Genomic DNA, 18,249 nt, shown 5'->3' with positions numbered 1-18,249 from the left:
ACCATGGACTCAGGCGTGACACTTTCAAGAGTGGGCGGACGAATCAGATGACAAAGACCTCGGCAACAATCATCGACTTTACTGCTTACAGGATGAAGCGCGCTGCGGCCAAGCTGTCATCCGACACGGTCGACTCGATAGCGCCATACGAAGCGGTCGCATCCTTCTATTTCTTCTGGTGCTTGCTAGCCTTGATCCCGTTTGCCTCGCTCGATCTGCTCCGCATCGAAACAGCAACCTTCGTGAGCAATCCTTAAGGACGCCGCGGATGGCCGAAGCCGAGGCTGAAGGAGAAATCCACCCGCCTGCTCGACCTCTCGCGCGTGCTGTGGATTACAGCGGCGGGCACACGGGCAGGTATCTCCGATCGAGTCCAGCACCTCGACCAGTTCAGCGACAGCTTCGTCCCCCGACACTCCTTGCGGCGGATCTTGCTGAGCGATTTCGCAGGCTCGTTGGCGCGCATGCGGGTCGGCGCGGTCCTGTGTCCAGCCGTGCTCCTCGCACTCGCGGATGGCGCCGGCTTTCCGCAGCACGGTGATCGCCCTGCCGCTGAGCGTGCCGATCGCCTGCGGTCTTCCTTGAACATCAGCATAGTGATCGCTCCTCGCGCGACATCCCAGCTCCGCTCAGTCCAGCAAAGGCCTGGAGCACAACGCCAAAGCTGATCCATACACCGTCGATCAGCCCTCTGAAATATGAGCGCGATCATGAGCCGATCATCATTGGAATGTTCCGATCCCGATGGACGCAGTCAGCCGGACCCTCGCGGCCAGCCGCCCCTCGGTGTAATTGACGACAGTACTCATGACCAACACGCGCTTAGCAGAGCGGGTCGTGTGATCTCCCAAACATAGGCCGAGAAGTCCATCACGAGGGTGTCAGAGCCAGTCCCAGGCGAGGCGGTACAGTGACTCACTCTGGGTGCAGTGACTCTCTCTGCGGCAGACTCGTCGAGCTGGCGAGGGGATCTGAGGCGATGCCTCAGACCGGGCGGTTTTCGCCTCTGTTCTTCACCGGCTCCATTTTGGCCAAACCGTCCTCGTATGAGATCTCGCTGTATGATCCACCGATGTCCTTGGCCGCGTCGAGCAAGTAGTCGAGCCTACCGGCCGTACCGAACTTCTTGATGTCATTCTTGTCGACGCCGGCGAGGTCCATCATCTCCTTCCACACAGTTGATTCGTCGCAAGGCAGAATGCGGAAGGTGATGTCGCCTATCTTGACGCGGTACTTCGCGAGCAGATCGATGTTGTTGCAGAAGATGAAATAGCTGCCTTTGGGGCTCAGCCTGCCATCCAGCACCTTTGCGGCCTCGGGTAGATACGCGAAGGAATGCAGATATCCGGCAAGGACTGGGATGGTCGGCTCGCCTTCCTGCGCTATCGCAAGAACTTGTTCGATGGAATAGTCCGGTGGTCGTTTTTCGTCGGCCAGCTGAGCTTGGAACTTCAGCGCGATGTCGCCCCGGAATCCAAATCGCCCCGACTTCGTTGTTTCACTCTTAAGCACCGCATTCAATAGCCGCCCCTCCTTGTCCAACGGGCCAAGAGCAGTGTTGTCAATCGACGTCATGGAAAGGCTCCTCATCAATGCGTGGTGTGCACGCGTCGCGCAAAGCGACGTGTCGGCTACGCTTATGCAAGTTGTTTGCCGTCACGCTATCTCCGCGGCGTAAGCGGCAGCTTGGCGCTATGTGCATGGATACGTGCTGGCACCGTCGCGAGGTCTTGGCCGGATGACGCGGCGGCCGGGAAGCCTCGTGTCGAAAACCCGACACACAAGTCGTGAATCGAACAGTGGCCGCCCGCAAATCCTTCATTTCAGCTGCATCTCGACTGGCATGGGATTTGCGAAACGTGCCTTGCGACAAGACCTGAAAGCGAGTCAAAAATGATCAGCCTAACGGATAACGCCATCAACGCATTGAGGGCCGCAATCTCCACGACAGGGCAGCCGGCGAGCGGCCTGCGGATCATGGTCGATGGCGGCGGCTGCGAAGGGTTCACATACAAGATGGATATCGCGCATGGGCCGAGCTCCGATGATGCCGTGGTCGAGCTAGACGGCATCAAACTCTTCGTCGACAGCGCGACCCAAGAGCATCTCAACGGTACCACGATCGACTTCGTGGTGTCGCCCGAAGGATCGGGGTTCCGATTCGACAATCCAAATGCCAAGTCGAGCTGCTCCTGCGACAAACCGTGCAGGTGAGCCTGTCCTCGACCATCCGCAATAGAAGGGCTTCGAAACATGGGCATCAAGACTGCACCAACGAAGCAGCCTCCGATTTCTGAGCCTTCCGATTGCGAGCAAATTGTCGGAGCCGGGCTCGATGAGAATCGGGCAAGCCTCAGGCGTGATCGTGGAGATCGTGAGCTCATCGTCAGGCTGACCGGCGCCTGCATGTCATGCAAGCTTGCGGGCACGACGCTCGCGGCCATTCAGGCGCGTCTGATCGAGCGGCTCGGCGAGTTCGTCCGCCTGATCCCGCTCCGCGGAGCTGCCAAAGGGCAACATTAAGTGCAGAGCGGACAGTCCGTGCGGCCGATCTACCTGGATAACAACGCGACGACCCGCGCACATCGGTTGGTCGTTGCGGCGATGCTGCCGTTCTTCTCTACACAATTCGGCAATGCGTCGTCCGCACATGCATTCGGCAGCGAGGTTGCGCCCGCATTGAAACAGGCGCGCCGGAACCTGCAGTCCCTCATTGGCGCGGCATTCGATCATGAGATCGTCTTCACCTCGGGCGGGACTGAAGCCATTAACACAGCGATTCTGTCTGCGCTCGCCGTGCAGGAGGGGCGCGACGAGATCGTCACAACGGCCGTTGAGCATCCGGCCGTGCTGTCCCTTGCCGAGGAGTTGGGTCGACGAGGAATCAAGACCCATGTCATTCCGGTAGATGCCAGCGGCCGACTTGACATCGAGACTTATCGCAACGCATTGTCGAGGCGCACGTCAGTCGCCTCGGTCATGTGGGCCAATAATGAGACCGGTACGATCTTTCCGGTGAAGTCCCTCGCCAAGATGGCGCGCTCAGTCGGCGCGCTCTTTCACACCGACGCAGTCCAGGCGGTCGGGCGAATTCCGATTGACCTGAAGGCTACGGACATCGACATGCTGTCGCTCTCCGGGCACAAGCTCCATGGTCCGAAGGGGATCGGCGCGCTGTACGTGCGCAGGGACGTCAAGTTCCGGCCGCTGCTTTTCGGCGGCGTACAAGAGCGGCGTCGCCGCGCTGGTACCCAAAACGTTCCGGGTATTGTTGGACTCGGCAAGGCGGCGGAACTCGCTGCGGCAAACCTCATACAAGACCAGATGCAGATTGGCGCCCTTCGCGACCGGCTGGAGCAGGGCATTCTCGCTCACGGCTGTTGCATCGTGCTTGGCCATGTCAAGAACCGCTTGCCAAATACGTCTAACATTGCTTTCGAGCATCTCGAAGCAGAGGCCATCGTCCACCACCTGAACCACAACGGAATTGCCGTCTCACTCGGTGCAGCCTGCGCGTCCGGCTCGATGGAGCCATCCCACGTCCTGCGCGCGATGAGAGTACCACCGGCCTTTTTGCGCGGCGCGGTTCGCTTCTCGCTGTCGCGCGAGACGGCGCCAGATGAGATCGACCGTGTCCTGCAAGTCATGCCGGACATCACTGCCAAACAGAGAGCCTTGTGGCGTGCGTATCAGGAGCGCGCGGGCGAGAGCTCACAACGTGCGGAGCTCCCATGAAGGTTATGATTCGCCGTTCGCCCGAGACGGGCCTTTCGATTTATGTGCCCAAGAAGGATCTTGAGGAGCCGATCGTCGAATGGGAGCACGAGACGCTGTGGGGCGGTTGGATCAGAATCGCGAACGGCTGGGTGCTCGACCTACCCGCGATGGCGAGTGACACCACCCTACCAATCACTGTCAACGCCAAGAAGCGCGGCGGCGAAGCAACCGAATGATGAATGCTGCGGTTCCACAGAACCTCGCCAACCGGCGGATGCGGAAGCTATTCTTGGCGGGGCCTTCCGGCACCTGGGAGGAACGCGACACCATTCCCCTGGCTTGGGCCTGGCGTGACCGGCCACCCGCCCTGCGTTTTGCCAAGGGCGTTGGTGAAGCAGCCAACTCGTCGTCAAAACAACGCTGCCAGCGCTCTTGTGATCGCAATCTCTGTCAGCTTTCCAACATGAGTTGATAAACTGACATTCGAGCGAGCGTTACCTAACTACTTGAAGCAAACCGCAAAAGTCATTTGTGGCAGGCATGGCACGCCAGTTGCTCTTAGCTTTTCGGAAAACGTCTCTGTGGATGCTTGCCAAAAGGGTTCGGCTTGCGAATAGAATTGGAAACATGAGTACTTCAGCGCAACACCAGGTATCCTGCGGCGGCGGCGAGATCAGCGAGACCATGCAAGCGGTCACTAAGCACAAGGGCTGCGGTACTATCCGCGGCAGCGGGAAGGCGAGCTGCGGATCTCAGACCGGCATCAGCAATCTGCCAAATGAGATCTGGGAAAAGGTGAAGAACCATCCCTGCTACAGCGAGGAGGCGCACCACCATTATGCCCGCATGCATGTCGCGGTCGCACCCGCCTGCAATATCCAGTGCAATTACTGCAATCGTAAATACGATTGCGCCAACGAATCGCGCCCCGGCATTGTCAGCGAGAAGTTGACGCCAGAGCAGGCCGCCAAGAAGGTGCTGGCGGTCGCTTCCGCGATCCCTCAGATGAGCGTGGTCGGCGTTGCCGGCCCTGGCGATCCGCTAGCGAATCCGGACAAGACATTCAAGACGTTCGAGCTTGTGAACAACCTCGCGCCAGATATCAAGCTGTGCCTCTCGACGAATGGTCTTGCGCTAGCCGATCATGTCGACACGATCGCAAGACTCAAGATCGATCACGTGACGATCACGATCAACATGATCGATCCCGAAATTGGTGCAAAGATCTATCCCTGGATCTTTTACCGCCACAAGCGCTACACCGGCGTTGAAGCTGCAAGCATCCTTAGCAATCGGCAGCTCCAGGGCGTGGAGATGCTCACCGCGCGCGGTATCCTGTGCAAAGTCAACTCGGTCATGATTCCCGGGATTAACGATCAGCATCTGGTTGAGGTGAACAAGGCTGTGAAGTCGCGCGGGGCTTTCCTGCATAACGTGATGCCGCTGATATCGTCGCCCGAGCACGGCACCGTGTTCGGTCTCAGGGGGCAACGCGGCCCGACCGCACAGGAAGTGACAGCGTTGCAGGATAGCTGCGAAAGCAAGATGAACATGATGCGTCATTGTCGTCAGTGCCGGGCCGACGCCGTCGGACTGCTCGGAGAGGACCGCGGCTCGGAGTTCACCATGGAAAAGATCATGGCGATGGACATCAAATACGACGAGCAGCCCCGAAAGGCGTATCAGGCCGAAGTCGAGAAAGCGCGCATCGCAAAGCTTGCGGCCAAGCAGGAGGAGCTTGCGGGGCTCGCCAGCGCTTCCAGCGAAATCAAAGTGCTGGTGGCGGTTGCAACCAAGGGCTCGGGATTGATCAACCAGCACTTCGGTCACGCCAAGGAGTTCCAGATCTACGAGCTCTCGACTTCAGGCGCGAAATTCGTTGGTCATCGTCCTATTCATCCCTATTGCCAGGGCGGCCATGGCGAGGACAGCAAGCTCGCAATCGCCATCGGCGCTATCAAGGATTGCCACGCCGTATTCGTGTCAATGATCGGCGGCTGCCCGAAGGCCGAATTGATCAAGGCCGGCATCGAGCCGATCGAACAGTACGCCTGCGAGTTCATCGATGCGTCGACGATCGCCTGGTTCAAACTCTATCTCGATAAAGTCAATGAGCGGAAGATCAAGCACCTTGAGCGGGTCGAACCGGCCCGCCACAATGCGCTGATTTCCGCCGCCTGAAGAATGGGTTCAGACAATGCCGTTCAAGATCATCGCCTCGCAATGCACGGGCTGTTCAGCGTGCGAAACGCAATGCCCAAATCTTGCTATTTCCGAAGTAGCCGGCGTTTTCCTGATCGATTCGGAGACATGCACCGAGTGCGCCGGCTACTTTGACGAACCGCAATGCGTGGCGGTTTGCCCAGTTGACAACACATGCGTGCTCGACCCAGCACTGCCACGCTATCGGGCGCCCGCCTGAGGACCGCGACATGGATGTCACCACGACACGAACGGTTCAGAAACTTGAGAGGATGACGCTTCGCCTTGACGAGGTGGCGACCGCGGCTGTCGCCCTCTCAGACGACGGCTCGCCCTGGTGGCCGACGTGTTCGCCAATTGCTAAGCCATGTTCTGGCGACGCGAACGTCGAGGGCAACGCGTTAAGCTATTCCTGCCGGCCTGAAGGCTGCGGTCTTGAACGTCGAGGATCGATTTCGCCGATGGGTCCACCAAGAGCGGACTCGTCTTCCGCGATATCAATCCAGTCACCTGCGGCCATCTTTGAACAGGCGACATTCATGCCAGAGGCCTTCTTCAGTCGGTCATCCGAGCGAAACGAGGGCGTCCTCACCGAGCCCTGTGTTGGTCGCACGGTATCGAGCCGGCCGAGCATAATTGCAGGGCGGCAGGGTTATCCTATCACCTCGATGAAGACGCAGAAAATCAACCCGTGTCAAGCCAAGGCGTTCGTGATGCGGATATGATTTTGCTGCCGACCGGGGCGGTCGTGCCACCAGCCCGAATACGGCTGCTATGAGAGCACCTCGCGTGGGTCTTGCTATTCTCGCTCAAGGCTTGCCCACTTGGAGAGCGTCTCGGGCAACTCCAGGGAAGGACGGCGGTTGTCGGGAGACTGCTGGGGCGCAGTCCCGCGCACGAGATTGGCGCCAAGGTTTGTGAGGCACGCTCGAGCGGATGGGCGGGACCATGAGTGATGTCATCGACGATGCCCTCAGTTGCCGGGGCAATCAGGTTGTGCCGGCCGCGCGTGTCGCGCTGAACCGCGCTGCTTGCTGCCGGCTCATACTCGTTGCGTCAACGACAGACCCGCGTGCAGCATCGGCGGCTTCCTCAACATCAATCATGGGCTCGCGGATCGCCACCTCAAGCATCCGTTTTGGGGTGCCGGGCGTTGATGTTGACGCATCGTCATCCCCGTCGGCTCATCCACTACGTGGTCGCAAGCCGCGCGGCGGTGCGGGAATCGACGGAGTTGATCGAGGATTATGATAGGGCGGTCCGTAACGCCGGGCGCTCACGAAGCGCCGGACAGTTGAAGCATGGAAAGGGGAGGGCAGCATGAGTGACATCGCCCGTGATAGTGACATCGTCGAGTTGACGGACGTGCCCTTTTTTAATTATGGCGACAAGGTGCGGGCCAACCGCACCATCCGCAACGACGGCACCTATGTGGGCAAGGAGATCGGTGAGGTTCTGGTCAAGAAAGGCGAGCTTGGCTATGTTGTCTCGATCGGTACGTTCCTGCAGCAATTTTATATCTATGGGGTCGAATTCCTTGCTTCAGGCTATCGCGTCGGCATGAAACGCAAAGAGCTTGATCTAGTCACGCGAAGCCACAGAGGCGAGGAGCCTTGCTTGTCAGGAGGGGCACCCTGATGATCGAACCAAGGTTGCCAAAATACCGCTCAGGCCAACGTGTCGAGGCGGCAATCGATCTGCTCAACGACGGTTCCTTTCCCGACGCCTCGGCGAAAGAGTGTCTGGTCAGCATCGGACACATTGGTGAGATCGTCCAGGTCGGTCTCCATACAGAAGCGAACCTACCCATCTATATGGTCGACTTCGGCAAGCAGTTGGTGGTTGGCTGCCTCGAGGCAGAGATCTCCGCAGTCCAGGACATCGCGCAATGAACGCCGCCATCATCAGACAACATCATTCGGGATTGCCTGCCCATCCCAACGAGCTCGACCGGTGGCGGATCGTGCGCGCGCTGACAAGGCGCGAGCGCTACCGATATGTCTCGCCAAAGGTGACACCGGTTGCTGGCGGCTATCTTGTCGAGAGCCTGTGCTGCTCAGGCAATATCGATGCGGAGGGAGGCCTCGTCGATGTCGCGCTGTTGCACCACGATAAGACTGGGGCGGCATGGCAGCTGTTCCGCAAAGATCACGGCAAGGGCATCTGGGAGTGGCATTCTACCCATCAACGGCTTGGCTTGGCGACAGCGGTTCTGAACGCCGACCCTGAACGTTTATTCTGGCAATAAGGATTATGGAGATGGTGCTCGCTGCAGGCGAATTGACGAACATCGAGCAGACGCTCGCCGCTATTGATACAGCGTCTGAGCCCTGCCTCACGCTCCGGCAGAAATTTCCACATCTCGCCTGGATTTGTTGCGAGGCCTCTGACATGACGCAGAGTCCGTTCCGCCGCGTTGGACAGTTCGACCTGCATCTGCTCGACAGTGGCGGTCAGTGTGCACAGATTACGAATGATCCGCAGCGTGCCACCGGCATTGTGCTGGCCAAGCGCTCCGGCAACTCATGATCTAGTAATCGCCTGCCGGTGCCAAGCTCACCCAGGACGGCTAGGCCCGCCGGTTGTTTTACCATGCGGTAGTGACCAGCCCGGGGGAGTATCACGACGCTCGTTCGTCGGGTCCATGAGACGGGGGCAGGCGATCGTTTCTCACAGCGGAATGGCCTGGGTATCTCAACGTTGCTAATTAGGTCAAGAATACTGCGGCAGATCAATTAGGACGGGCGAGTCGTGCTCGATCAACCGACGAGGATCTGGTATCGCAAGATTTGCCTTTGTGAGAACTTTCACTTAAAGCGGCTTTCCTTCGGAAAATAAGACAAGGCGTTTTTTATTCGCGCGGTAACGCCGTGCACTCGCCGTGGAGGCCGGTTGATGATGCGTGCGTGAGGCAGTGCGAGCGTCCCGGCCGACCCAGCGCTACTTAATACTGGCGTCTAGTATCATTCTACGAAATGTCTTGGTGAGCCGAGGTCGCAACATTCAAGCAAGAAGCGCTCTTCGAGTTGTCTTTCGAACACGCATCGAGCGTCCCTTCTCTGTAGCTTGCTTCCATGTTGAAGCTGGGTGACGTGCATGTCGAAAATCGGGTTTGTCACGCAGATAAAAATGGAGGGAGGACAAATTCGCGTGTAGTTCCAGTTCTTATCACGAAGAGAAAAATCCGCCTGAATAGTTGTCGATGACCATTGATATGGTAATGGGAGGCAGTTGCGTCTTCGCCAAAAACAAGGCGCTACAGACAAATGTGTAAAGCGAAATCGGAGAACATCACGTGGCAAAAGCCGTCAAGCGCAAAGAGTATAGTAAGGATGACGTCAAGCTGCTCAAAGCGCACTCAAAGGCCCGCACCCCTGTAGCTAGGGTTTCAAAACTGATGAAGCGATCCGAGGGGTCTCTACGACAGAAAGCACGTACCTTGGGGATTGGCTTGGGTCACCAGCGCTGAGATGTGATTCAATTTTCGGAAATAGATTGGCGTGATCGAGCCGGCCAGGCGGCTTACGGCCGCCGGGCCTGCTGATCGTTTCAGATCCCTGCGTCCGAGGGTCAGCTCGCGCGATGAGCGAGCTGACCGGTCTGCTGATAGACCGGCTCACTTGGCCTAGACCTCATCGATTGTCATGGTTTTTATCAGCGACGGATAAATGCAATTTGTGAATATAGATCTCCCACCCGGAAATGCGGTCCGCTGGCGGGCCGGCGGATCATCAGCTCGGCCGGCAGACGTCATTCGGCGCTGAGCTGTCTCTCGCTGCTAAGGTCTGTACCTAAATAGCGCCACGTGAGCCTCTTGCCTCCGTGTTCTTGATTCGGGGCGAGAGAATGCGCGCGGGTTTGTTTTGGTTGAATGACAGGCAATGGGCTCGTATCGAGCCTCATCTGCCGACGGGACTGACGGAGCCGGGACGACGATCGGCGCATCATCAGCGGTATTGTTCACATGCTGCAATCGTGTGCGCGATGGCGTGATTGTCCGCGCTAATACGGCCCTTACACGATGATCTACAATCGCTTCAATGGCTGGGCCAAGCGCGATCGATGGTGCGCAATCTTTCAAGCACTGGCCAAACCCAGCAAAGATGCCGTCGTGCTGTCGCTCGACTCGACTTCGATCAAAGCTCATCGGTGTGCCTCCGGCGGAAAAGGGGGAGCACAATCAGGCAATCGGCCGTAACCGTACGACAAAAATCCATGCGCTGAGCGATCCGCTCTGCCGACCAGTCGTCCTGCATCTGACCCCAGGTCAGGATGCCGACATCGCTGCCGCGCCCGATGTTCTGGCGCTCGCGCTTCTCGCAGACAAAGGGTACGACGGGGACAACCTTCGCGCCGAAATCGCTGGTCGCGGTGCCAAGCGCGTCATTCCCAATAAATCCAACCGTGTCGTCATTCATCGTTTCAACAAACGCGCCTACGGAGGCCGAAATGTCATCGAACGCTGCTTTTGCCGGCTCAAGGACTTCCGCCGCATCGCCACATGATACGACAAGCTCGCCCGGAATTTCTTGGCCGCTGTTCAGCTCGCCGCTCTCGTCGCATATTGGCTCAATTGAGTCTGTACCCTAGTTTGCTGTAAGCGCGGCGTGGACCGTGAAATCCTCTTGCAGCAGTTGGCGGTAGCCCATCGCAAGTCTCCCAGGGCGCCGCGCGCATTGCCAAAATGGAATTGCCTTCAACCCGGATCAAGTCCGTGGGGCAGGTCCGGATGCGTCAGCTCCTCGATCCTTGTCCGCTTTCTGACAGCGGTGCACAAAGCTCTGAGATTCAAAACACCGTGCGCCGTTTGCGCATCGCGAACTGTTTCAAAGCACAATCAGGCGCTTAGTGCGCGCGAGGCAGCGCTGGCACGGCCCTTGCTGTATCTCGCCGTAGGGCAATAGGCGCCAATCGGTGCGATGCTCAAATCCGAATGGAGAAAAGTGAATGCGTAAACTAATAATCGGCGTCCTCGCGCTGTTCATTTCAAACACTACCGCGTTCGCCGGCTCCGGGGCCATCGCATACTCCAAACCAGATGACGTGGTCGGTGTCTCGCACGGGTGTAGATCACAAAAGCACGCTAAACGGTGGGCCCTGCTCGACTGTCGCCGCAAGGGCGGCTCGGATTGCCAAATCGAAGCTTACGAAAGCAACGCTTGCGCCGCCGTTGCCATAGGCAATGGACGCCGGCTGGGACGTGGGTGGTGGTCCCACCCACTTGGTGAATTTGAAGAGGAGCTATCGCAACAAGGCGCGCTGGCCGGATGCAATGAGACCGGCGACGAGGACTGCAAACTGCGGGCCTGGGTTTGCCACTAAGGCCCGTCAGTAAGCCAAGGCCCTAAGGAAGGAGGTCAGGCGAACCCAAATTCGCAGCAGACATATCCAGCCGAATCCCGCGACTGAAGAGAGTTCTGTGCGTCGCGTCATCTTCAATAGCTTCGCCGGCCTTGGCCTGAAGGCCGGCGGCTCCTCCATCTCGACAGCCGATTTCCTGCGGCCCGGCCGGCTCGCGCAGGTCGGTCTCGACGCGGGGAACCCACTGCCAGATGATGGGCTTCACCAGCTTCTTTGCGAACTTCGTCCAGGTTGCGGTCCTGATGGTGTCCGGGCTCCTGGTCCTGATCGCTTATTCATTCTGGCGGTGAAGCTATTCGTCACGTTGATCGAGTTCAAGCTGACAACGCTCGCGGGCTTCATCCTCTTTCCTTTTGCCCTCTTCAACAAGACTGGCTTTCTCGCCGAGAAGGTGCTGGGCAATGTCGTCGCCTCCGTGAAGATGATGGTGCTCGCTGTCATCGTCGGCATCGGCACCGGACTGTCTCGCAGTTCACCACCACCTATGGCGGCTGCCAGCCGATGATCGAGCAGACGCTTTCTGTCGTGCTCGCCGCACTCGCCATGCTCGGCCCCGGCGCCGGGCATCGCTAACGGTCTGTTCTCCGGCGCGCCGCAGCTTGGCGCGGGCGCTGCTGTCGGAACTAGCCTCGCCGGCGCGGCGATGGCGGCCGCCGGGCGCGGCGATGGCAGCCGCCGGGCGCGGTGATGCGGCGATGGCGGAAGGGGTGTCCGCCCTTAAATAGCACCTAAGAGCTTGATCCACTTACGGAAGTGATCCGGCCCTAAATGGGCGTGCCCTACCGCATGCCCTACCAGTCTAAGATGCTACTCTGCGTCAGGGACGCCACTTCGAGCCCTGTTCGGCGAGTTCGCGAAGCAGTCGTTCGTGAAGGCCACTTTGCGGATCGATTCCCTGCCGCGCGAGATCCAGAACCGTGCGCGCCAGCTTACGGGCCTCCTCAACGGTGGTGCCCGGTACGTCGCCGATCTTGAGGTATGGCCGTGATTTCCCGATCGTGTACTGAACGTGAAAACTGATGGCGCCGGTATCTCGGATAATCGCGCGCAGGCCCGAGACCATGTCGTCGCTGACTGTAATCCGGTCGGTCTTCATACGGCCGGTGGCCAATCCTTCGGCCAACTTCTGAAACCATGCGACTGTAAAATCGGATGGTTTCTTCGCCAAGGCATCCAATTGCTTTTTCATTTTCCGGTGAGCGTCAGGCATGCCGCATACTGTAAACGGGATGGCCAGCGATCACAAGCACAGAAAACCTCGGCAAACTTGTTCGTCCCCGCCATCACTGTGGGTATGGGCGGCATCTTATCCCGGTCTGAGACCGACGTTCGAGTCTTTGCCGGGCCAGGGGTTTGTCCTCATGCTGCCTGCGGTTTTGGCCCGGTGTCCTGGTCACACTGGGTACCGTCCTCCTCCGCCAATTCGGTTGAGCAGTGGGGATTACGGGTTGTGACCCTCCCTACCTCAACCGATTTTGCTAGATTGGTGCAAGTGATTTGCCGCAGCTCTAGGATCAGCCATGAAACCTCGGGAAGTGCGTTTACGTGACTTTCTCAGACAGTCCAATCTAGCGGAACCTAAGACTCCGCCGTGGGTGCACAGTGCGCCGTCCAGCAAGTTGATCAAGATCATCGAAGACGAAAAGTTGCTCGCGATGGGATGCAACGTCTTCAAGAAGGAAAAGCTCTGCTATCTCTTTGTGGGTCGCGCCGCATACAAGGGTAAGGACTCGCTCAATCCTCAACCGTGGCAACTCCCCTCCGTGTTCGTCATGCGGTTTGCCACACCGCCGCCCATCAAGCGGCTGTATCCGTTCGACACTGGCGCCTTCGACGGCAATAGGATGCCAGCTTATCTCACCGCATTCGACATGGAGAATTTTGAGCTTGGCTCGGACCAGGCACAAATCGGCCGGCTTATCTCCCTCTATTTCGATACGCCAAGGCGCTACGTCGACCGAAAGTCATTGGACGAGGAGAAGATCAAGGATGAGCATCTGCTTACGATGAGCCATGCCGAGATACTTGCGCTTGGAAAATTGTATCGGGAAGGATCGACCAAGAACTATGACGATCGCGCCGCCGCAATTGAGGTGCAGATCGGTGAAGACATTCCGCTGAGGAAGGAAGACCTTCTGGGCGTCGTCATTCCCGAGGAATATGCTCGCACTGAAGGCGTGCGCGAATCCCTGCTGAACTTCACCAATCACATTGAAACGTACCGGCTTCTGCCTTTGAGCCTGAACCAGCACTACTCGACCATCTACGACTGCGTTGAGCGAATCTATACCCGGGCAGGAGTGCAGATTTGATCCCCGATGCATTGAGGGTCACGGCTGCTCTACGGCTGTCGCCGGCCGATTCCATTGGTGTGCCGATCTTCGAGTCCGGCAACGCGATGTATCTCCCGGAGATGGACGCCGACTACAATATCAGCGCGTTTCTCCAGTTCGAGAACGAGGATCACTACGATCTGACGCGCGACGTGCCCGAGGACTACCGCGATAGGCTGTTCCGGGTTGGCGACCCAGCCCCGATAATTTTCTGGTTTAAGCAGGCGTCGCATATCATTGAGGGGGATGCCGAGAAGGCCCGGTTGCAATCGCTGTTTGGCCTTGAAGCGAAAATGCACCCCGTGCTGCGTGACCTCGGCGAAATGCTTGATGATGCGCGTACGGGCAAGGTCAGGGCTCAGCAAGAGGAGTGGCTCGCTCAGGAAATCGAAACGTCCTACGACGACGTGTTCCTGGAAACCCCCAGCCGGACTCGATACTGGATCTCCCGGTATAGAGCTGCGCTGGAAAATGCCAGGAAGCTCACGAAGCCCCCTCATCCAATCGATGTTCGCTTGAGGCGAGCCTCATCGACGTGGATGGAGATGTTCGCGACAAAAGCCGAATTCTCTATGCTGTCTTCCATTCTGGGTGAGGCGTCGCAGGGAATTTACTCGCTCAATCAAATATCAGACATCATGTTTGCCTACATGAGCCATCGGCTCTCGTCCGTAAACAGCCAAGAGATCGCGCGTTGGTTGGATGACGACACGATCCGCAGCCTCTTCGGTCGCGGTTTGTACGACATGTATCTTCTCGACGGCTGGCCTCACGTCCCCTTCGATTATAACCACCCTGATTTTCTAGCGCTCCTGAAAGAGCGAATAATTCAAGGTCGCGAACGAGGCAGCTGGAAGAGCGCCCGGTTACTCTCGAAGCTGGTTCTCGGGAGAAAAGAAGCTCCGAGAGAGATCGATGAGCTCGCAATGGTGTATATGAGAGACGTGCTTAAGGAATATGAGGTCGGGATCTATCAAGCACAGAACGACTTCGGGCCAAGCCCAGTCGCCCGGGGTGAGTTGCCGATGGATCTTGTAAAGATGATCGTAAACAAACATGAGCAAGCGACAGACTTGAGTTGCATCATGCACGGAGATGACCGCGCTGCAGGTCATGTTCAACCGGGCCGTTTTGGCTTGCATGAGGAGAGGGTTGAAATGTATCGGCGCTATCTCGGGGAGTGGCGAGAATCGTAGCCGCAGTTCATAGCGTAGCCGCCTGCCCAAGGAGACACCGACGTTGTGCCCCACACCGAGCTCCCTAGCGGCATGCCCACGCTCACCGTGCCAGCCCTCGTTGAAGAGATAATCCAGCGCTACGACGCTAAGGACGAGCCGTTCAATGAGTTCGCCATCACGGGGGAAATGCGAGCGCTAAGCACGGTGCTTGTTGATCCGTCTGAATCGGAGCGAGCAGGAATATGGGCCGAGTACCTGGCTTTCGACTTGACCACCGGCCAGCACGAAAACCCTTGGAACAGTTATTTTGGACCGATGGGATCTGGTACAAATGACCAGGGTCAGAGAGTTTATTTTCCTGACATCGCGGGTACCGCTCCCATTACGGTCGATCATTGGGCCGAGCGCGCGAGATCTCTCAATCACCCGTTCCTAAAAGCGCGGTATGCCGATCTTGCATGGGAAATGAGCGCACCCATCGGAAAGCGGAAGCGCGATGTTGATGATGCCCGGCTCGCGGTCGACTGCTATCTCGACGCGATCCCTCGAATGGCCGAGGACCATGAGCACGTTCAGTTTGCGATCCGCGCGCTCGACCTAGCGGTCTTGATCGCCGATAAGGCGCGGACCGAACGCGCACGCACCGAACTAATGGGCGTACATCGCCGGCTAATGATCGAGAAGCGCGGGCTTTGGTGGCACACCATTGACCGTTTGCTCGAAGATAAGAAGGCTGGCGTTACCGCCGCAGAGCGCGCTGCCCTTGTAGCCGACCTGGAGAGCATCGTCACTGCGGGGTCCAACGTCGGTGATCCTGCGCACCTGAACCCACACGAGGCTCAAGACGCTTCTGAACGTTTGATCCGACACTACGACCGACTCGGTAAGTTTGACGATGTCAAGCGACTCCATAGAGCGGTCGGCGAATCGTTCGAGCATTTTGCGAGCAATGCTGACCCCATGCTCGCTGCGGCACTTCTGCAGACGGCCACCGACGAGTACCGGAATGCCGGGTTAAGAGAAGAACGCGACCGGACCCGCATCTTGATGCAGGAAAAGATCGGAGCGGCGGCCGCAAACCTCCAATCCGTCGAGCACAAGATCGAAATACCGCGTGACGATATGGAGCAGTTTCTAAATCTGATCGTGGACGACGACTTGGCTACGACTCTCGTTCGCATAGCCCGTGAGTTCTTGTTGAACCGTGCCCAGCTTGAAGATCAAGTAAAGCAGACGCTCAAAGAAGCGCCCCTCATGGCCCATATTCCTGCGACTATTATGGCCAACAATCACGTCGCTGCTAAAATCGGCTCCGTCCAAGACGATCCCTTCGGGCGGCTGATGCATCAAACCAACTTTGCATTCCAGCTCGCCAGGCCATGGCTTGCGCAAGCCCTTCGGCGGCTGTTCGAGAAGCACGAGGCGGTGCCCGAGCATTTTGCCGGCTGGGCTAACCGACACGGCCTATTCGAGGACATGAGTTTACTTGTGGAAGGTGTCCGGGCCTGGACGCGCGATGACCATGTGAAGGCAGCGCATGTGATTGTCCCGCAGGTAGAGCGCGCGCTTCGCAAACTTGCGGGAGACCTTGGGTTGCCGATCACAAGGCCACATCCGACGGTTTCGGAAACGAGCGTGGCGATCGGAATGGGCGAAATACTATACAACCAGAGAGTGGTCGCTGCCCTCGGTCCAGATGTCGCCTTGCATCTTCAGGCGCTCTACGCTGACCCGCGTGGAATGAACTTGCGCAACGAGATAGCGCACGGTCTGATGGACGCAGGACAGTTTTATTGGCACCTGAGCAACCTAATCGTCCACTCTCTCCTCATTTTGGGTCTATGGAAAGAGTTCGGCCGGAAGCCAAAACCTCTTAGCACTGCCACACCGAGAGCGTAGATCGCCGGGTTGCACATCTGCGCATCACGCCGAAGAAGGCACTCACCCTTCTCCACCTGCACGGTTGCTCGGGACATGGCTTCCCGGCGGCGCGCGGGTCCAGTAGGACGGCTTCCCAGTGTTCGGGCGGCAAATCCCGTTCGGAGCTGGATCGGCACTCCTAGCGGGCTTCCTACCGACGAGAGGCCATCTGTTCCATCTGCTTCCGGGGCGGCATGCGCCATGATGTAGCGTGGTCGTTCATGCCAAGAACATAGCAAGAACAATGAACGAAATTGAGGCTGTTGACCGTCGGCCCACAAATGCGACCCGGTTTAGACGTGGATAGCTCGCCGGCACGGAACATTCCCATACCCGGGTTCCAGCGAATCACCGATATTGCCCCAGTGCAAACAAATCGTGAACCCTGTCTCAAGAAGAGGGAGCCGCTACGTGAACAGACATCACCCCGGAGCGATTCGCAATGTCACTGCACTTGGATATCCCCGACGAGTATTTCGACGCTAAACCGTTCTACCGCACGCGCGATGCGGCCCAGGCTGTGCTCCGGGAGATCAAAAACCACATCAAGAAGACTGGCGAGCCGCATTCTTGGCGTCACCATACGCACTCAAAGCCGACGACCGGTGCCCGTATCGTCTACATCGGGGAATTCGACCTCCCTCCGAGTCACCAGGCGCCCGACCGCCATGCGCCTTGCCCGTGCTGCTCGCCGCGAGCGCCGAAGTTCTCTCGTAAGGGGAAGATCGCCTGGTTTCCGGACGAGCATGTCATCCGCATGATCGGGCCGGAATGCTTTGCGACGCTCAACCCTGAAGGCCACTGGGAAGCCGTGGCGCAGTTCGACAAAGAAGAAGCCGAACGGCGCACTATTGCTTACCTGATCGCTAACTTGCACCTCAACGTGCCTGCCCGCGAAGTGATCGAGCGGGCGCTGCCGACCTTGGAGGTAATCGACCAGGTGCACGGCACGCTGCAGCAGCGCATCAACGGAGTGCTCCGGATTGACCTCTGGCGGCATGTCGGGCGTGGCGTACTCAACGTCAATGAAACAGGGCGCCGGATGCGTCGGTCAAGGGACGGCACCGAAGAGGCGGTGGACTTCCTAGACTCGCGCGTACTGCATGAATTTCCAAGCTACCAGATGTTCAGCCCGAAGGTCTCGCGGATGGCATCGAGAATCAAGGGATGCGCGAAGCGCCTCTCCTTCATTGAGTTTGGCGAGGAGATCGAAGCGCGGGTTCGCGAGATGGACACGGAAGATCAGGCAAGAGCAGCCCGGATTCTCTCGAAGGGCATTGCGACCGCGCAGGAAATCTTACAGGAAGCAAACACTATCCGCCACGGCTTCCGAGGCATGAGCATCGCGATGTTGAAAGGTTGGACCAAGCACAAGGGCTGTCCAGTCCGTCTCTCGATCTCTGGCGACGAGAGCAACTTCTACATCGGCGTCGACGACAATCATCCGCTTCGGATCGAAATCCCACCGCTCTTCTGGCGCGCCTTCGGCGAGCTGCCGAAGATCCTCACCGTCACCAACTGGGACGAGGACGGTTGAT

At 58.2% G+C, this 18,249-nt stretch carries 19 protein-coding genes and 2 pseudogenes; 19 read left to right on the top strand and 2 right to left on the bottom strand.

All coding sequences use genetic code 11. The annotated features are described in order from the left end of the window. The first annotated feature begins 47 nt into the window (after positions 1-47). Entirely contained in the window at positions 48-257 is a 210-nt protein-coding gene (locus ABIB73_RS26150) for a hypothetical protein (RefSeq protein WP_354228661.1), read from the top strand. A gap of 727 nt (positions 258-984) precedes the next feature. Here ABIB73_RS26150 and ABIB73_RS26140 read toward each other — a convergent pair. Then, positions 985-1,575 carry a hypothetical protein gene (locus ABIB73_RS26140; RefSeq protein ID WP_354097969.1) on the bottom strand — a complete coding sequence of 197 codons (591 nt, stop codon included), beginning with the start codon at positions 1,573-1,575 and terminating at the stop codon, positions 985-987. Positions 1,576-1,893: 318 nt separating this feature from the next. Between ABIB73_RS26140 and ABIB73_RS26135 the strand changes: the two genes are divergently transcribed. The 14 genes and pseudogenes from ABIB73_RS26135 to trbL form a co-directional block, all read left to right on the top strand. Further along, the gene (locus ABIB73_RS26135; protein WP_354097968.1) at positions 1,894-2,214 is read left to right on the top strand and encodes an iron-sulfur cluster assembly accessory protein; all 321 of its coding nucleotides are present in this window, start codon (positions 1,894-1,896) and stop codon (positions 2,212-2,214) included. Between the two features lie 39 nt (positions 2,215-2,253). After that, positions 2,254-2,523: a NifU family protein gene (locus ABIB73_RS26130; protein WP_354097967.1), complete on the top strand. Its 270-nt coding sequence runs from the start codon at positions 2,254-2,256 to the stop codon at positions 2,521-2,523. An 18-nt stretch (positions 2,524-2,541) separates the two neighbouring features. Next, the gene (gene nifS, locus ABIB73_RS26125; protein WP_317242881.1) at positions 2,542-3,735 is read left to right on the top strand and encodes a cysteine desulfurase NifS; all 1,194 of its coding nucleotides are present in this window, start codon (positions 2,542-2,544) and stop codon (positions 3,733-3,735) included. Then, on the top strand, positions 3,732-3,953 hold the full coding sequence (gene nifT / locus ABIB73_RS26120) for a putative nitrogen fixation protein NifT (RefSeq protein ID WP_085399342.1): 222 nt from the start codon (positions 3,732-3,734) through the stop codon (positions 3,951-3,953). Before nifS ends, nifT begins: the two co-directional genes overlap by 4 nt. Then, positions 3,950-4,189, top strand: coding sequence for a hypothetical protein (locus ABIB73_RS26115; RefSeq protein WP_354097966.1), 240 nt, complete (start codon positions 3,950-3,952; stop codon positions 4,187-4,189). The genes nifT and ABIB73_RS26115 overlap by 4 nt, the downstream gene beginning before the upstream one ends. A 155-nt stretch (positions 4,190-4,344) precedes the next feature. After that, positions 4,345-5,898, top strand: a complete 1,554-nt coding sequence (nifB, locus tag ABIB73_RS26110; RefSeq protein ID WP_354228658.1) for a nitrogenase cofactor biosynthesis protein NifB — start codon at positions 4,345-4,347, stop codon at positions 5,896-5,898. Positions 5,899-5,914: 16 nt separating this feature from the next. Then, complete coding sequence (locus ABIB73_RS26105; protein WP_354097965.1) at positions 5,915-6,139, top strand: 4Fe-4S binding protein; 225 nt, start codon at positions 5,915-5,917, stop codon at positions 6,137-6,139. 1,100 nt (positions 6,140-7,239) lie between these two features. Then, positions 7,240-7,557 carry a nitrogen fixation protein NifZ gene (locus ABIB73_RS26100; RefSeq protein WP_354097964.1) on the top strand — a complete coding sequence of 106 codons (318 nt, stop codon included), beginning with the start codon at positions 7,240-7,242 and terminating at the stop codon, positions 7,555-7,557. After that, the gene (locus ABIB73_RS26095; RefSeq protein ID WP_354097963.1) at positions 7,557-7,811 is read left to right on the top strand and encodes a nitrogen fixation protein NifZ; all 255 of its coding nucleotides are present in this window, start codon (positions 7,557-7,559) and stop codon (positions 7,809-7,811) included. The genes ABIB73_RS26100 and ABIB73_RS26095 overlap by 1 nt, the downstream gene beginning before the upstream one ends. Beyond that, complete coding sequence (locus tag ABIB73_RS26090) at positions 7,808-8,167, top strand: DUF3024 domain-containing protein (protein WP_354097962.1); 360 nt, start codon at positions 7,808-7,810, stop codon at positions 8,165-8,167. Before ABIB73_RS26095 ends, ABIB73_RS26090 begins: the two co-directional genes overlap by 4 nt. Before the next feature lie 11 nt (positions 8,168-8,178). Continuing rightward, complete coding sequence (locus ABIB73_RS26085) at positions 8,179-8,448, top strand: DUF6129 family protein (protein ID WP_283018120.1); 270 nt, start codon at positions 8,179-8,181, stop codon at positions 8,446-8,448. A 1,317-nt stretch (positions 8,449-9,765) separates the two neighbouring features. Beyond that, positions 9,766-10,496: pseudogene (locus ABIB73_RS26080) on the top strand (IS5 family transposase). 370 nt (positions 10,497-10,866) lie between these two features. Then, positions 10,867-11,241 carry a DUF4189 domain-containing protein gene (locus ABIB73_RS26075; protein WP_354097961.1) on the top strand — a complete coding sequence of 125 codons (375 nt, stop codon included), beginning with the start codon at positions 10,867-10,869 and terminating at the stop codon, positions 11,239-11,241. Between the two features lie 103 nt (positions 11,242-11,344). After that, a pseudogene (gene trbL, locus ABIB73_RS26070) lies at positions 11,345-11,944 on the top strand (P-type conjugative transfer protein TrbL); the annotation flags it as partial. Between the two features lie 153 nt (positions 11,945-12,097). On the opposite strand, the gene ABIB73_RS26065 reads toward trbL, so the two are convergent. Beyond that, entirely contained in the window at positions 12,098-12,469 is a 372-nt protein-coding gene (locus tag ABIB73_RS26065) for an Arm DNA-binding domain-containing protein (protein ID WP_354097960.1), read from the bottom strand. A 331-nt stretch (positions 12,470-12,800) separates the two neighbouring features. Here ABIB73_RS26065 and ABIB73_RS26060 point away from each other — a divergent pair, with 331 nt between their 5' ends. The 4 genes from ABIB73_RS26060 (at position 12,801) to ABIB73_RS26045 (ending at position 18,248) form a co-directional block, all read left to right on the top strand. Further along, entirely contained in the window at positions 12,801-13,592 is a 792-nt protein-coding gene (locus ABIB73_RS26060; RefSeq protein ID WP_354097959.1) for a hypothetical protein, read from the top strand. Then, the gene (locus ABIB73_RS26055) at positions 13,589-14,809 is read left to right on the top strand and encodes a hypothetical protein (protein WP_354097958.1); all 1,221 of its coding nucleotides are present in this window, start codon (positions 13,589-13,591) and stop codon (positions 14,807-14,809) included. Before ABIB73_RS26060 ends, ABIB73_RS26055 begins: the two co-directional genes overlap by 4 nt. Positions 14,810-14,881: 72 nt before the next feature. Continuing rightward, the gene (locus ABIB73_RS26050) at positions 14,882-16,690 is read left to right on the top strand and encodes a DUF7380 domain-containing protein (protein ID WP_354097957.1); all 1,809 of its coding nucleotides are present in this window, start codon (positions 14,882-14,884) and stop codon (positions 16,688-16,690) included. Positions 16,691-17,153: 463 nt separating this feature from the next. Continuing rightward, entirely contained in the window at positions 17,154-18,248 is a 1,095-nt protein-coding gene (locus ABIB73_RS26045) for a hypothetical protein (protein ID WP_354097956.1), read from the top strand. Position 18,249: the final 1 nt, after the last annotated feature.

It is taken from the genome of Bradyrhizobium sp. F1.4.3, assembly GCF_040548375.1.
In the GTDB taxonomy this organism is placed as follows: domain Bacteria; phylum Pseudomonadota; class Alphaproteobacteria; order Rhizobiales; family Xanthobacteraceae; genus Bradyrhizobium.
The sequence above is the reverse complement of the archived record's forward strand: the minus strand, read 5'-3'. Positions and strand labels throughout refer to the sequence as shown.